General features: G+C 38.1%; 17 protein-coding genes. 3 read left to right on the forward strand and 14 right to left on the reverse strand.

Annotation, left to right across the window (positions count from 1 at the left end):
• Nucleotides 1-312: 312 nt before the first annotated feature.
• The 4 genes from JIV24_RS14345 to JIV24_RS14360 form a co-directional block, all read right to left on the reverse strand.
• Nucleotides 313-708, reverse strand: coding sequence for a rhodanese-like domain-containing protein (locus JIV24_RS14345; protein ID WP_200465749.1), 396 nt, complete (start codon nt 706-708; stop codon nt 313-315).
• Between the two features lie 121 nt (nt 709-829).
• Nucleotides 830-2224 carry an LPP20 family lipoprotein gene (locus JIV24_RS14350; protein ID WP_200465750.1) on the reverse strand — a complete coding sequence of 465 codons (1395 nt, stop codon included), beginning with the start codon at nt 2222-2224 and terminating at the stop codon, nt 830-832.
• Between the two features lie 12 nt (nt 2225-2236).
• Nucleotides 2237-2701, reverse strand: a complete 465-nt coding sequence (locus JIV24_RS14355; RefSeq protein ID WP_200465751.1) for a regulatory protein RecX — start codon at nt 2699-2701, stop codon at nt 2237-2239.
• A 38-nt stretch (nt 2702-2739) separates the two neighbouring features.
• The gene (locus JIV24_RS14360) at nt 2740-4107 is read right to left on the reverse strand and encodes an NAD-dependent succinate-semialdehyde dehydrogenase (protein ID WP_200465752.1); all 1368 of its coding nucleotides are present in this window, start codon (nt 4105-4107) and stop codon (nt 2740-2742) included.
• A gap of 84 nt (nt 4108-4191) precedes the next feature.
• Between JIV24_RS14360 and JIV24_RS14365 the strand changes: the two genes are divergently transcribed.
• Entirely contained in the window at nt 4192-5286 is a 1095-nt protein-coding gene (locus tag JIV24_RS14365) for an acyloxyacyl hydrolase (protein ID WP_200465753.1), read from the forward strand.
• On the opposite strand, the gene JIV24_RS14370 is transcribed toward JIV24_RS14365, so the two are convergent.
• From JIV24_RS14370 to JIV24_RS14415, 10 genes are all read right to left on the reverse strand, one after another.
• Nucleotides 5283-5735, reverse strand: a complete 453-nt coding sequence (locus JIV24_RS14370) for a DUF2147 domain-containing protein (protein WP_234445841.1) — start codon at nt 5733-5735, stop codon at nt 5283-5285. The two genes, JIV24_RS14365 and JIV24_RS14370, sit on opposite strands and share 4 nt — an antisense overlap.
• A gap of 77 nt (nt 5736-5812) precedes the next feature.
• Nucleotides 5813-6085 carry a membrane protein insertion efficiency factor YidD gene (gene yidD, locus JIV24_RS14375; RefSeq protein ID WP_394369141.1) on the reverse strand — a complete coding sequence of 91 codons (273 nt, stop codon included), beginning with the start codon at nt 6083-6085 and terminating at the stop codon, nt 5813-5815.
• Nucleotides 6072-6473, reverse strand: a complete 402-nt coding sequence (gene rnpA, locus JIV24_RS14380) for a ribonuclease P protein component (RefSeq protein WP_200465755.1) — start codon at nt 6471-6473, stop codon at nt 6072-6074. The genes yidD and rnpA overlap by 14 nt, the downstream gene beginning before the upstream one ends.
• 67 nt (nt 6474-6540) lie before the next feature.
• Entirely contained in the window at nt 6541-7293 is a 753-nt protein-coding gene (locus tag JIV24_RS14385) for a uroporphyrinogen-III synthase (RefSeq protein WP_200465756.1), read from the reverse strand.
• A gap of 48 nt (nt 7294-7341) precedes the next feature.
• Entirely contained in the window at nt 7342-8379 is a 1038-nt protein-coding gene (locus tag JIV24_RS14390) for a DUF4271 domain-containing protein (protein ID WP_200465757.1), read from the reverse strand.
• Between the two features lie 53 nt (nt 8380-8432).
• Nucleotides 8433-9014, reverse strand: a complete 582-nt coding sequence (locus JIV24_RS14395; RefSeq protein WP_200465758.1) for an LOG family protein — start codon at nt 9012-9014, stop codon at nt 8433-8435.
• Nucleotides 9015-9033: 19 nt separating this feature from the next.
• Nucleotides 9034-9468 (reverse strand): DUF417 family protein, encoded by a 435-nt coding sequence (locus tag JIV24_RS14400; RefSeq protein ID WP_200465759.1) that lies wholly within the window; start codon nt 9466-9468, stop codon nt 9034-9036.
• An 11-nt stretch (nt 9469-9479) separates the two neighbouring features.
• Nucleotides 9480-10418: a glutaminase gene (locus JIV24_RS14405; RefSeq protein WP_200465760.1), complete on the reverse strand. Its 939-nt coding sequence runs from the start codon at nt 10416-10418 to the stop codon at nt 9480-9482.
• A gap of 8 nt (nt 10419-10426) precedes the next feature.
• The gene (locus JIV24_RS14410) at nt 10427-11116 is read right to left on the reverse strand and encodes a DUF6048 family protein (protein ID WP_200465761.1); all 690 of its coding nucleotides are present in this window, start codon (nt 11114-11116) and stop codon (nt 10427-10429) included.
• Nucleotides 11091-11588 carry a DUF6452 family protein gene (locus JIV24_RS14415; RefSeq protein WP_200465762.1) on the reverse strand — a complete coding sequence of 166 codons (498 nt, stop codon included), beginning with the start codon at nt 11586-11588 and terminating at the stop codon, nt 11091-11093. Before JIV24_RS14415 ends, JIV24_RS14410 begins: the two co-directional genes overlap by 26 nt.
• Before the next feature lie 238 nt (nt 11589-11826).
• Here JIV24_RS14415 and JIV24_RS14420 point away from each other — a divergent pair, with 238 nt between their 5' ends.
• Entirely contained in the window at nt 11827-13158 is a 1332-nt protein-coding gene (locus JIV24_RS14420) for a M16 family metallopeptidase (RefSeq protein ID WP_200465763.1), read from the forward strand.
• Nucleotides 13159-13231: 73 nt separating this feature from the next.
• On the forward strand, nt 13232-15289 hold the full coding sequence (locus JIV24_RS14425) for a M16 family metallopeptidase (protein WP_200465764.1): 2058 nt from the start codon (nt 13232-13234) through the stop codon (nt 15287-15289).
• Nucleotides 15290-15311 lie beyond the last annotated feature (22 nt).

Here is a 15311-nt window from a genome sequence, read left to right on the forward strand (position 1 = left end):
TAGGTGTAATTTTATTCACACTCTCGTGAAAAAATTATGATTTTGAAAAAGCGCTTTGGAGAACCTGAGTTGTCACTCGAAAGTAGTAATTTATACATGTGATTATTATTAATATTTTAAATAGAGTTATCCAAAAATAATAATTGCAGCATGTAATTATGTCTTTGACGTTCAAATGAAAAATGGGAACATAAAAAAAGAGAAGCCTAATGCAAAGTATGTAACGGCTTTGAACCGGTATTTAGAATGAAAATAAATTATTTTAAATACAAACTAATGAAACCAACTGAATTATGGGTGAACTTTCGGTTCTTATTTGTTTAATGATTTGTTATCAATAGGCAAGTCATTCCGTCGCCATGAAATTAAACCGCCTTTTAATTCGATGATATTGGTATAGCCAAGCTTACACAGTGTTTCAGCAGCCGGTTGTGTACGAATGTCTTTTTCGCAATAAATAAAAATGGTATCGGTTTTTGGAAGCAAGCTGGTTAGCTCAAGTAAGTCATTCTTTTCTGGAGCTGGCAGGGCATTTTTAATGCGGTATTGGGCAAACTTTTCAGAAGGTCTGACATCAATAATTAACGCCTGTGGATGTTTTTGTGTAAGCGAATAGAATAATTTCGCATTCACACGTTTTGAGCTTTGTGACTGACTTGTCAGGCAGTTCATCCATAATAATCCGATTAATAATAGTATTGATTTCATTAGTTTGGTGTTTAAACCCGAATTTACGGTTTTATCTGTCAATGGTTACTAAAAAAGCCCGAAGTACATATGCTTCGGGCTCTTCAGTTTATCTATTGTCTCATTTTTGAGTGTATCTTTTTTACATATCAACTTGTTCCAAACGCGGTTCAATGCTCTTTTTAAATTCTTCAATTAATTTAATGCGCGAATCTTTAAGGGCATATTCAAAGTTACCAGGGCGCATGCCTCTAATACCATTAAGGTTATCGGCAAATATTTCGGTTTGGCTTTTTAAATCTTTAATGGCAATGTTAAAGTCGGCAAACACTGTAAATACCGAATAACCATTTCCTTTTCTCTCATCGCCCGATACAAAATTAGAGCTGATTTTTACAACAAAATCTGCCTCGTCCATATTACTTGTGAACGTAAAGAAATTCTCGTTGAGTTCCGTTTTTATCATGCCCGAAAAAGCCCCTTTATCATCCAGCTCGCCAAACACTTTTTCTTCGCTAATAAGATAGGCTTTTGACTTTAATACCTCAATGGCAATACCAATGCTTGGCATTTGCTTTGGAGGAAAGAATACCTGTAATAAGCGCCTTACTTCTTCATCAGTTTCGGATTCATCGATGTGTTTAAAATCAAAGGCAGCTGTAATCTCCTGCAATTTTCTTTTTGAAATTAAACGGGTTATTGACACTGATGTGTAACCATCAAGGTTTGTTTTGCTTTGCGATGATAAAACACCTTCACCTTTTGTAAACTCATATTTAAGCGGAAATCCTGCTAAAGGTCGTTTTTCGCCATTGTTACCTACAAACGATGCATTAACGGCAATTGGCACTTCAAGCTTTTTCGAAAATTGAATCTGGTATTTTGTTTGCACAGGAATTAATTCAATGCGTCTGAATGCATCCTGAATTGTACTGAATATCTCAGTTCCTACATTGTAGGTGCCATCGACTGTTTTGTACGTTAAATCTTCCTCTAAATGGTCTTTTAGGCTAATGGCGCCTTTAGCCAGATAGTTTAATGCTGAGAAGGCATCGTAATTTCCCATGGCTTTTTTAGCATCTGATAAATATGAGCTTGCCATCATTTTTGCTTGGTCAAGCTTCATTTGTTTAGCTCGGGCATATTTCTCCTTCGAGAGTCGTGTCATCACCCAGTATTCCTTACGATTTTCCCAGGTTAATACCTCGTAGCCTTCGAGTGTTTGCTCAACAGATGCTTGTAATTTCGATTCGTATGATTCTTTGTACTGATAATCTGTTTCAATCTTTTGCAATACCGAGTTGGAGGATATGTTGACTTTTATTTCGCTACTCATTTGTTTAAGTGCAGAACCTCGTGCTGATTGTCGATAGTCTACTTCACTACCTTGCTTGGGCTCCATGGCAATGCCAATGTAATAAGCCGGATCATTGGGGCGTTGTTTTACCCATGCTGGTTTTCTTTTGGCATCAATATTTGATGATAACAATAGAAAAGTGAGAAGTGCTAAAAGAGTAAGGCTTGTTTGTTTCTTCATGATGTTTATGCTTCAGGTTATGTCATTTAATAATTGATCGATGGCTCTAAAAACGATATCGGGCTCAAAGCCTCTTGACTGTGCAAAACGTGCTAAAGCGGCTTTTGTTTGCCAATAATCTTTATTTTTGATTTGCTGCTTTTTGCTATGCAATAATTCTGCCAGCTTTTCGGTGTATTCAGCTTCGTTTATCTGTTCCAGGGCATCTTCGATCAGGTTTGATGAGATTTGCTTACCTCTTAGCTGGTAGCGAATTTTAATTTTGCCCCAATTGTTAAAGCGAAATTTATCGCGTACATAATAAGCAGCATATCGCTCATTGTCAATAAACTTTTCATCGATTAACCATTGAAGAGCTTTGTCTGCTTCTTCGTCAGATAAATCCCAATTTACCAGTTTTTTTTGAATATCAGCACTGCAGTATTCTTTGCGCGAACAGAGGGCTGCGGCTTTATTAATGGCTTGGCGATAATCCATGCGTTAGCTTAACAAATGAAAGTGAAAATTGTAAATACCTATTTAATGTATACGCCTTTAATATTCATAAATTCCATCATGCCATGGTGCGATAATTCACGTCCGTAGCCACTTTCTTTGACGCCTCCAAAGGGCATACGCGGATCGGAACGAACAAAGTCATTTACAAAACAACAGCCAGCTTCCAACTCATATTCGGCAATGCGTTGGCCTTTTTCGATATTCTGAGTAAAAACGGCTGCTCCCAAGCCAAAAACTGTATCGTTGGCAATGTGAATCGCATCAGCTTCATCTTTAGCACGAATAAGCGATGCTACTGGCCCAAAAAGTTCCTCATGATATGCTACCATACCTTCTTGCACATCGCCCAGCACAGTGGCCGGATAATATGCTCCATCGCGATTTGGAATATAGCCTCCGGTTAATAATTTTGCACCTTTATTGACACTGTTTTCTACCTGCCGATGAATGTCCTCACGGAAGGTTGAACGTGCCATTGGTCCCATGTTCTTACTTTCGTCAAATGGGTCGCCAAGTGTGATGTCTCTCATCTTATCAGTGAACTTCGTCGCAAACTCATCATAAACTTCATCAACAATAATAAAACGCTTGGCACCAATGCAGCTTTGACCGGCATTTAAAATACGGCCAGCAACGCAGGCATCAACAGCTTCGTCAATGTTGGCATCCTTAAGTATCAGGTAGGGATCGCTGCCGCCTAGTTCGAGCACACATTTTTTGAGATGTTTGCCGGCAGTTGCTGCAACAGCTTTACCGGCAGGCGTGCTGCCTGTTAATGTCACGGCTTTAATGCGCTTGTCACCAATAATTTTCTCGACTTTGCTGCTGCGAATTAATAGTGTACGAAACACATCTTTTGGGAAACCAGCTTCCACAAATACATTTTCAATGGCCAGGGCACAACCAGGAACATTAGAAGCATGTTTTAACAAGCCAACATTGCCAGCCATTAGGGTAGGAGCAGCAAAGCGAAATACTTGCCATAAAGGAAAGTTCCAGGGCATTATAGCTAAAATCGGACCAATTGGTTGCATGGAAGCATAGGATTGTTGAGCTTCTGTCTGGATAGATTCTTTTTTTAAGAATTCAGGCCCATTTTCGGCATAAAACTCACACACCTTAGCACACTTTTCAACCTCGGCCCGTGCTTCGGTAATATTCTTGCCCATTTCAACGGTAATGTTAAAAGCCAATCCCTCTTGCTTATCGCGTAATACTTGGGCTGCTCTTAATAATAGTTCACTTCGTTTGTTAATGGATTCCTTTCGCCAGAGTTTATAAGCCTGGAAGTTGGCCTCAATGGCATTGTTTATTTCGTCCGAATGGAACTCTTCGTATTCTCTAATAACTTCTCCGGTAGCCGGATTTATACTTTTTAAAAACATGCTTTTTCTGATTATAGTAGGCTCCTTAAAAGTACGTCGGAAAAATGAACCTAAAAAGATATTTGTCGGGAAATTGGCTGTATTATGTCTTATATTGGTAAAATGACCATGCCTAAGTTGAATATATATTTATCGATGCAGTTGTTTCTTATGTCAGTAATTGGTATTACGGCTATGGCACAAACGAATCAGTCAGAAGCTCCTGTATTTTATGCTTCATCGCTTTACTATGGCAAGTTTCAGGTGCATACCAAGTCATTGTATCCATACAACGGTACCAATCCTTATGGTGTTGAATTCGAAATCAGTCGGTTTTTACTATCGGAGAATATTCGTGAACGCTTTGGTACATTTATAAAATGGGGAATTGGTTTAAACTATGTGAACTTTGATCATAGTGATTTAGGTTACTCAATATCGAGTGTGGCCTATATTGAACCTTTTATAAAGCCACGTGGTCGCTGGCGTTATTCATTAAAGCTTGGTAGTGGATTAGCCTATATGAGTCATCCATATGATGAGATTAGTAACCCCCAAAATCTGACTTATAGTACTCGTTTTGCTTTTCCGTTGTTTGGTGGCTTTAGTGCTTACTATTTTATACGTAAACAATTGGCAATTAAAGTCACGGCATCTTTTCAGCATATTTCTAATGGCGGCATAAAACAACCAAATTTGGGTATTAATTATCCGGTCTTGGCACTAGGCGTGGAGTTTACTAATCAGCACTACACGATACCTCCTAAAAAAAAATTACTACAGTATAACAAAGAAACACGTCTGGATGTGTTAGTTGGCTATTCTCTTAAAGAAGACACAACTAATACGAATAATCAGAATGTGGTAACTTTATTTATTAATCAAAACTGGCAGGTATCGCGTATTAATGCAATTAATGTTTCGGCAATGTTTGAGTATCATCAGCTAGCTGATAGTTATGGAGAAGCTGAGCAGTGGAGTGTTGCTCCGTTAGTGGGTAATGAGTTTTTGTTAGGTCAATTACGCTTTGGACAGCAAATTGGTTTATATATTATGAAAGGGGCTAAAGCTCCCAACGATGTATTACAGAATTATTATTTGAGGTATAAAGTAAACTCCCGCTTAATGGCAGGAGTTAACTTAAAGGCACACGGGCGTGTTGCCGATTATCTTTCGTTTCAATTAGGACTTATGTTTTAGGCATCGCCTGTAACTCGTGTCCAGCTTACTTTTTTACCAATTAAAGAAAAGCCTATATAACCTTTCACTTGAAGCTTGTTGGGATTGCCATCGAACCACATGTAGCATTTGTAAGTATTGCCACTTTTAGGATCGTAAATGGTACCATCATTCCATTCTTCTTCATCCTCGTCAAATTGAAAATTCTTCAACAGTTTAAGCCCCATTATTTTCCGCTTTTTGAGATCTTCATCTGGGTTATGTTCGTCTAGTTTTTCAGAACCATCCTCTTCGGTAGGATCTTGTAACCAAATGATTTCACCTGTAAAAGAGCCATCATCATTTTGTGATATTTCTACTTTTGAATCACCATCTTGCGTTAGCCAGGTTCCTACAACTTTAGTATTCTTTTGACCAAATGAAGCTAGGGAAAGCACCATAAGTGCAATGCTCAATAAATATTTTCTCATCATCAACTAAATATCATTCAACGTAATCTTCAAAAAATATTGGCTGACAATATAATAAAAATAATAAAAGGAGAAATTTAAGGAACAGGATCATGGCCATGTCCGCCCCATGGGTTGCAACTTAGAATGCGCTTGATGGAAAGATACAAACCTTTAAAAGGGCCATGTTTTCTGAGTGCTTCAACAGTATATTGCGAGCATGATGGTGTGTAACGGCATGAAGCGCCAAGGATTGGTGAAATAAACCATTGATATAATTTCACAGGTATGAGTAAAATGGCTACCAATCCACTTTTCAGAATATGAATGAGTTGCCTGAAGAAATTGATAAACCAATTATTCTTTCTCACGGCATGTGTCTTTAATTAGTTTATTAAGTGCTTTCTTCATGCCTTTTTCAACTGATGCATAATCGAGTATTTCAGTTGGCAGATAGATAAAGGCAACAGCTATATTAAGACCGTTTTTTTGTAAAGAAGTAATGAATTCAGTCTTGTTCAATCGGTAAGCTTCGCGTGAAAGACGCTTTAGTCGATTACGCTTGTAAGCGCGCTTAAAACGCTTCTTTGACACACTAATTAATACTTGTGCATTTGCAGTATCTTCAGCATCAACTCGAAGGTAAGATACACGAAATGGATATTTGACAAACGATTGTCCTTTAGTAAAGAGCTCCTGTATGGTTGTACGACTACACAGGCGTTCGTTTTTTTTTAAGGTAAATCGTTGTTGTTCCATTTTATGAAGATAAAAAAATCCTCTCTGCCAATGACAAAGAGGATTTATCAGCCTCAGGCTGAATGTTTTATTTTTGTCCTTTGTTAAATTTCTTGATGTATTGCTCCAAAGCCATCGTCATTGATGGTGCCTGTGGCATTGGTGCTTGAATATCAAGTCGTAAACCAGCATCTTTAACTGCTTTGGCAGTAGCAGGTCCAAAGGATGCAATTTTTGTATCGTTCTGAACAAAATCAGGGAAGTTTTGCATTAATGATGCAATACCCGACGGACTAAAGAAAACCAATACATCGTAATTAACATCTTTTAAATCGCTTAAGTCGCTGCTTACGGTGCGATATAAAATTGCTTTCGTGTACTTTACTTTAGCTTTGTTTAATAATGTCGGAATCTCCTGCTTGTGAATATCTGACAAAGGCACCAAGTATGTTTCATCTTTGTGCTTTTTAACCACATCAGCCAGGTCGGCAAATTTCCCTGTCGAATGGAAAATTTTACGTTTCCGGTAAACGATGTACTTCTGCAAATAGAAAGCCGTAGCTTCTGAGATACAAAAATACTTCATGGTATCAGGTACCGTCACACGCATTTCTTCAGCAATGCGGAAATAATGATCGATAGCCGTTCTACTTGTAAAAATAACTGCTGTGTGGTCAAGTATATTAACCTTCTGCTGCCTAAACTCCTTTGCAGGAACCGCTTCTACCTGAATAAAAGGTCTGAAATCAACTTTCAAATTACTTTTTTCAGCCAAATCAAAGTAGGGAGATTTGGGTGTTGAGGGTTTGGGTTGTGAAACCAGGATTCTTTTAATCTTCAATGTACTTCATTTTAAATTCAACTAAACCTTTACCTCATTTACTATTCCCTAGTATATCATTACTTTAATAAGTATTGACAAGGGTAAAATTTCTAGGGCACAAAAGTACAAAAACATATAAAATATTGAAAGGGCACTATGTAAAATTATTTTCGCACCACGAAGTAATTGTATTACATACATGATAATAAATAACGCTAGCCCTGCCTTTATAAGGAATGTGGCGGTTAAGTTATCGACGTAAGGAACTACGCAAACAATAGGCAAACAGGCGATGCCAAACACCTTACTTAGCATATTTGCATTAAATAAGTACTCTTTTGTAGCTTGCTGAACGTCAAAAACGGAGGCAACAAAGCGGTATAAAATGTTTTTTAAAAAGAAATAAGCAACGATTCCGGCATTGACTAGTAAGTAAAAAACAAATGAGCTGACATGTTGAGGACTTTTACCCCCAATATGCGCAAATTCAAATATGAGCAAAGAAGTGGAGAGAAAAAATAAAATGGTTAAGGCCCATGATGGTTTCTCATTTTGAAGATTGGCCGTTGAGAAAAGTTTGGAGGCCGATTGCTGATATCTGATCGATGAAAATAAATCGTTTAAATATTTGCCGGCGCTTAGTTTAACAAATCCAGCAATAATAAGAGCCAATAAAATAAAACCCGACATCCAGTCTTTAGAGCCATCAAACTGTGAACCTTTACGGATTTTCACAGGAGGAGGGGGAACACTAACTTCGCTTTTTAGTTCCTTTATAATGCTGTCTTTCTGTTCTTCAATAACGTCGCCTTGATTGGGACTTGTTTGCGCAGAGTAGGCTGTCTCAGGGCTTGAGTAACTATGAGCAGATACCTGATCATCCTTTTTAAGGTTGAAGAAAACAGAATCTTTAGCTGACCAAGTGCGGTATGCGGGTGGTTGAGCTTTTACTTGTCGTTGAACCTGAAGATGCTTAGGTTCTTTGACTTCTATTTGCTGAATGGGAGTGCGCAAGCTTTTAGCAGTCGATAAAGAGTCTTTATTGACAAGCTGTTGATTTTCCACACTTTGGGTGTGTTGATATGTAAATGCTGTTTCCCCCATCAAAAGCAATTTCAACAAAAGTAAAAAAAAAAGGTAGCCTTAGCACCACTAATTTATTTTACTGCGGCAAACTTAATGGCATCTTCGCTCCATGCAGGAATATTATCAATAGCCTTACATACATCACTTGACGAATTGGCAACATGCCATAGGCTCTTGTGTTCTTGTCGCATAAAGTCTTCATCAATCATTGTTTCAAGCGCTTTTATCAGATGATTGAAATAGCCGTTGGTGTTAACAATGATGATGGGATGTTGAATTTGACCAAGCTTTTTTAGTGACAGTACCTCAAAAAGCTCTTCATAAGTGCCAATACCGCCCGGAAGTACTACAATAATATCACCTTCATCAACTAACATTTTTTTTCGTTCGGCCATGTCATTGACATGTACCATGTCTTTTACGCCTTTGTGCTCCCATTCTACTTCAACCATAAAATGTGGAATAATGCCTTTGACTGTGCCATTTAATTCAAGAGCTCTGTTGGCCAGGCTTCCCATTAAGCCAAGCGCTCCACCACCATAAACGATTCCATAATTATTTCTGACCAGCTCTTCGGCCAACGAGGCTGCTTCGTTGATATATGTTTGATTAACCTTTGGGCTTGATGCACAAAAAACAGTTACATGCTTCATTGAATTTCAATTTTGTTAGTTAAGCGGAATCGCCTGTACACCACAATGCTGCACCAAGCAAAACCACATCCTTTAATATGCTTTGCCCATGTTTAGATAACTCTGGAAATCCATAATTGGCTTCCCAAACAATTGATGAGCTAAATATGGTGGAAACACTGATGAGTAGAATAACAGAGGCTGCAAATCCGCCCCAAAAGGATACCTTTCTGGCAACTGGTTTTAATGTAATTAACAATCCAATGGCCATTTGTAAATAGGCAATTAGTTGTGAAAAGGCATAAGAAGTGATGTATTGTAACATCCAGCTAAATAATGATGAATTGGATAGAACCTGTTTTAGATAATCAGCTTCACTATTGCGTAGCTTCATTAAACCCAGCCAGATAAAGGTTATGGCAAACCCGTATCTCAATACAAATTGACCGAAGGTCTTAAATGTTTTTCCTATCATTATTTCTTCTGTTAAAAGATTGATATACCTGTTTTTGTTGTAAACAGTTCGAGTGCCTTCACGCCAGCCAGCGAGTTGCCATATTTATCGAGTCCGGGACTCCAGATACAGATGGATAATAAACCAGGAATTATCGCCGCAATGCCACCTCCAACACCACTTTTGCCAGGTAAGCCAACTCTAAATGCAAAGTCGCCAGCAGCATCATATGTGCCACAAGTTAGTAACAGTGAATTTATGCGTTTAGCCTGACTGGCAGATAAATATCGGCGATTGTTTCGCGGATGAACACCGTGGTTGGCCAGGTATAAAAAAGCTCTGGAAATATCCTGACAATTCATGGATAAAGAGCAGTGTCCGAAATAAAAGTCAAGCACTTCATCAACGTCCGATTCAATATTACCATAGCTTTTCATAAAATGCGCAAGGGCTGCATTTCTATGGCCAAATGATTTTTCAGACTGCAACATGGCTTGGTTGAGCTGAATGTTTTTATTGCCTGCCAGCTCACGGATGTAATCTATGATTAGGTTGAGTGAATCTTCGGTATTGCTAACCACACAATCGGCTACCACAATGGCACCTGCATTGATGAAAGGGTTTCTGGGTTTGCCATTTTCGTTCTCCAGCTGAACCAACGAATTAAAAGGATTTCCAGAAGGCTCTTTACCCACTCTTTTCCATAAGTCATCTTTAAGTATTGAAAAGGCTTTAGTTAAGCTAAATACTTTTGAAATACTCTGAACCGAAAAGTTAGTAAGTGCATCACCTACGTAATATTCACTACCATTAATTAAACTGATGGATATACCAAATGCCTGCTTATCTGCAGTGCCTAACTCCGGGATGTAATCAGCAACCTTTCCTTTCGAAAGTAATGGGCGTATTTCATTAGAAATTTCTTCTAAAGTATTCTGCCAATTATGTAATGGTAAATCATGTTCAATCATACCATTTATTATTTCTTTTTAAAGGGTATCTGGTATTCAAGAGTATAGGTAAAGCCCATATTTGAAGAGCGATCTCTGCTACCATAACCTGGAATGGAATATGGTTCTTGAGCATTGTCTTTTCCTACGTTGATGATAGTTTTGAAGCGAACAGACCAACCCATGTAAAAGTTTTTCAGAATTTCTGAGCGTAACCCAAATACAAATTCTCCCCAATGTGAGCCAACAGTTGATGAGCCAAGAGAACCATTAGTATCGCCCCAGTATTCTTCTTTTATGGTATAACGCGGGCAGCTGTGCTCCTGAATGGCAGCGCCATACCTAAAGCCAAGCAGAATATTATCGTTATTGCCTAATTCTTCAACCTTAAAAATGTTATAATCAATACCAGCGCGAATAAAACTACCATTTGATGTATAGGTCATTTCATCAGTATCTAAATCCACATTTTCATAACCCAATTCAGAAACCACTTGCCATTTTCGGTTAATCGTGTAGCGGGCATTGGCTTCAACACCAAAGCGTTCGTTGGCGAATAGATGTGTAATGAAAGGTGCCAAATCAATACCAAATGATATACCTGGATTACCTCTGTTTGCAAGTTTTTTTTCTTCCTTGCTTAATGGTTCTTCCTGCTGCTGCGCTACTAATACTATGGGTAGTAGTAATAGGCTAAGGCTCAATATATATTTTGACATTTTCTAGATTTTCGTTATAAATAACTGTAGGTAGGTCAATCGTTACTGAATCAATTAAGTTGATGGTGTAAATAACCGTATCCAACCTTAGGTTATATGAAAAGCCACAATCTCCCGACACATAATTAAGTTCGCGTTCGTAAACGAACATTAATGTATCGTATAAATCACTGGCTACGGTTTCCTCTCGAAGAATAAATGTGCTTGTATCACGGTTAATGTCCGTTGGCAAAAACATTTTAGAAACATCGGCGCTATCAATTAATAGACCTTTATCAAGTTCAGTTATCGGATCGATACCCCATAAGTAGATGCCACTAAGTGTAGTATCTTTTGCTTCTCCGGATGTGGCTGAATAGAGCCCGGATTGTATGGCACTTTGCCCCGACAGGCATAAACTACTACTGTCGCACGAAGCCAAGGCAAATATTGAAATGGCCAAAAGAAACGGACTGATTATTTTTGTTTTCATGCAATTAGCTTTGTTACAAAAATAGCATGAAGGAATAACAATGGTGTTATACGCCTCAAAAAATATCAGAAAAATTGCAAAACGTTCACTGTGTACGAATTCGTACAGAATTTTGTTCATAAATGAACGCTTGTTGAATATAGTTAAAATTGATAGTTTGTTGATAGTCAAAAAGTAGTTGATTTCGGTCTGCTAATTGATAACAAGCGGACATTAACTTAAACTTAGAAGTTTGAATATGAAGAACCGTTTTTTATTATTGGCTCTTTCGCTTTTTTTAGCCGGTGTTGGCGCAGTTGATGCTCAATCGAATAAAATTAGCTTTGAAGAATATGATTTAGATAATGGCTTACACGTTATCTTACATCAGGACAAAACGACTCCAATTGTTACTGTGTCGGTAATGTACCACGTGGGATCTAAGAATGAAAACCCAGAGCGTACCGGATTCGCACACTTTTTTGAGCACTTAATGTTTGAAGGAACCGAAAACATTCCAAGAGGCGAATACTCTAACTATGTTGAACGTGCCGGTGGAACACTAAATGCCAATACATCTAACGATCGTACTTACTACTACGAAATTCTTCCATCAAACCAGCTTGAAATGGGTTTATGGTTAGAATCGGAAAGAATGCTGCATGCTAAAGTGGATTCAATTGGCATTCAAACACAAAAGAAAGTAGTTATTGAGGAGAAAAAACAAACTGTTGATAGCCGCCCTTATGGTACCTTATTGCAAGAAACCATGAGTCGTGCCTTTAAAAAGCACCCTTATCGCTGGACTGTAATTGGCGAACCTGATCACATTCGTGCGGCCAAAGATGAGGAGTTTATGCAGTTTTATAAAGAATTCTACGTTCCAAATAATGCAGCATTAGTTATTGCTGGTGACATTGAAATAGATGCTACCAAAGAACTAATCAATAAGTACTTTGCCAGTATACCTAAAGGAGAAGGTGAAATTTACCGTCCGCAAATTGTGGAACCTGCTTTGGGTGGCGAAGTGCGCGATACCATTTTTGACAATATCCAGTTGCCTTTAATTGTACAAGCCTACCGAACACCTGCAATGGGAACTGATGATTATTATGCATTAGACATGCTTTCAACACTTTTATCTGGTGGAAAAAGTTCACGCTTGTATAAGTCATTGGTTGATGAACAGCAAAAGGCTTTGGAAGCTAGTTCGTTTGCATTACCTTTTCACGACCCAAGTGTTGCATTAGCTTATGCTTTACCAAACATGGGAGTGGATTGTGCCGATCTTGAAGCCGCTATGGATGAGGAAGTAGCGAAAGTGCGTAATGAACTTATTTCTGAAAGAGAATATCAGAAACTACGTAATCAGTTCGAGAACTCATTTGTTAAGTCAAATGTGAAACTGGCTAAACGAGCTGAGAACTTAGCAACCAATTACACCTATTTTGGCGATGCTAACCTTATTAATACAGAGCTTGACAAATATTTGGCAGTAACACGCGAAGATATTAAACGTGTGGCCAACAAGTATTTTGTTGAGGATAATCGTGTTGTGTTATATTATTTGCCAAAATCACAACAGAATTAATCATAATTAGAGATAGATTACTGATTATAAAAAGATAAAGCCAAGCTACTTGGCTTCAAAAAAACAAAACAGAATGAAGAAATCAGTTTTATTTATACTGGCAATCTTAGTTGCTTTTAACATAAGTGCTCAACTTGATAGAAGTACACCTCCAAAGCCTGGGCCTGCTCCAAAAGTTAATATTGGAAAAGCCAAAACCTTTGAATTAAAAAATGGTCTTAAAGTTTTTGTTGTTGAAAACGATAAAGTTCCTGTTGTATCGTACACGCTATCATTGGATCTTGATCCATTAGTAGAAGGTGAAAAAGCCGGATACGCAAGTCTGGCAGGCGACTTAATGAGTGCAGGTACTACGAATCGTACAAAAGCTGAAATAGATGAGGCAGTTGATTTTATCGGTGCCAGCCTTAGTACACGTGCTTCCGGCATGCAAGCTTCATCGCTAAAGAAGCACTCTGATGAATTACTTGACCTAATGACAGACGTTTTATACAATCCTTCTTTTCCTACCGAAGAACTTGAGAAGTCTCAAAAGCAAATGCTAACCGGACTTAAATCTCAAAAAGATGACCCTAAAGCCATTGACTCAAATATTAAAAGTGTTTTACGTTATGGAAAGAATCATCCCTATGGCGAAATCTTAACTGAAGAATCAGTGCAGGCCATTACAGTTGATGATTTAAAATCGTATTACAATACTTATTTTCGACCAAACATAGCATATCTGGTTATTGTTGGAGATATTTCAGTTAAAGAAGCAAAGAAACAAGCCAAAAAGTACTTTGCCAGCTGGGAATCGAAAGAAGTACCTACATATAAGTACGACATGCCAAAAGCCTTTGAACAGCCAAAGGTTGTTGTTGCAAATAAAGATGGTTCAACACAGTCAAATGTTTCATTGTCATATAATATCAATTTAAAACCTGGTCATCCTGATGCCATTAAGGCGCGTGTGATGAATCAAGTACTTGGAGGCGGTTCATTTAGTGCCCGCTTATTCCAAAATCTTCGTGAGGATAAAGGTTTTACTTATGGTGCATATTCGTCATTAAGTTCAGATGAATTAGTAGGTTCATTCAACGCAGGTGCAAGCGTTCGTACAAGCGTTACCGATAGTGCCTTTACCGAAATCATTTATGAGATGAAGCGTATGCGTACTGAATTGGTTCCAAGCGATGATTTACAGTTGGTTAAAAACTCCTTAACCGGTAGTTTTTCTCGTTCATTGGAAGACCCTGTAACAGTCGCTCGTTTTGCCCTGAATATAGAAAAGTATAACCTGCCTGAGGATTATTACGAAACCTACCTCGAAAAGCTAAATGCTGTTACACCAGAAGATGTAAAAGCAATGGCTGATAAATACATTACACCTGAGAATGCTTTAATTTTAGCCGTAGGAGATGTGCCAAACATGAAAGCCAGCCTCCAAAAGTTTGCTAAAGATGGCAAGGTGATGATGTATGACTTCTATGGAAATGAAGTTAAGGCCATGCCTCTTCCAGCTGATTTAACGGCTGATAAGGTTATTAAGAATTACATTGATGCCATTGGTGGTTCTGAAGCTGTAACAGCTGTTACTGACTATGTTTTGGAAGGAAGTATGAGTGTTCAAGGTATGGCATTGAACATGAAAATGTACAGTCGTCGTCCAAATCATCAGTGTGTTGAAACCTATATGCAAGGTAACCTTGTATCAAAGCAAGTGTTTAATGGAGAAGCCGGTAAAATGGTGAGTCCAATGGGTGAACAAAAAATCGAAGGTGAAATGTTGGAAAACATGAAAACTGAATCGATTCTTTTTCCTGAAACTCAATATGCCGAATTAGGTTTTAAATTAGAGTTATTAGGCGCTGATAATGTGGATGGAAAAGATGTGATTAAAATGAAAGTGGTTAATCCATCAGGAAAAGAGCAGACTGTTTATTTCAGCCGTACATCTGGTTTAAAAGTGAAAGAAGTAAGCACTACACCGCAGGGTACAATGTCAAGCACATTTATTGAATATGCTGAGGTTAATGGTGTTAAGTTCCCTAAAAAGATGAACCAGTCAGTGGGACCACAGTCCTTTGACATCGTGTTTGAAACAATTAAAGTAAACGAAGGAATTGACGCAAATAAGTTCGATATCTAATACATTGGCATGGAAGAGGTAT

This window comes from Carboxylicivirga marina (genome assembly GCF_016612505.1).
Classification (GTDB): Bacteria; Bacteroidota; Bacteroidia; order Bacteroidales; family Marinilabiliaceae; genus Carboxylicivirga; species Carboxylicivirga marina.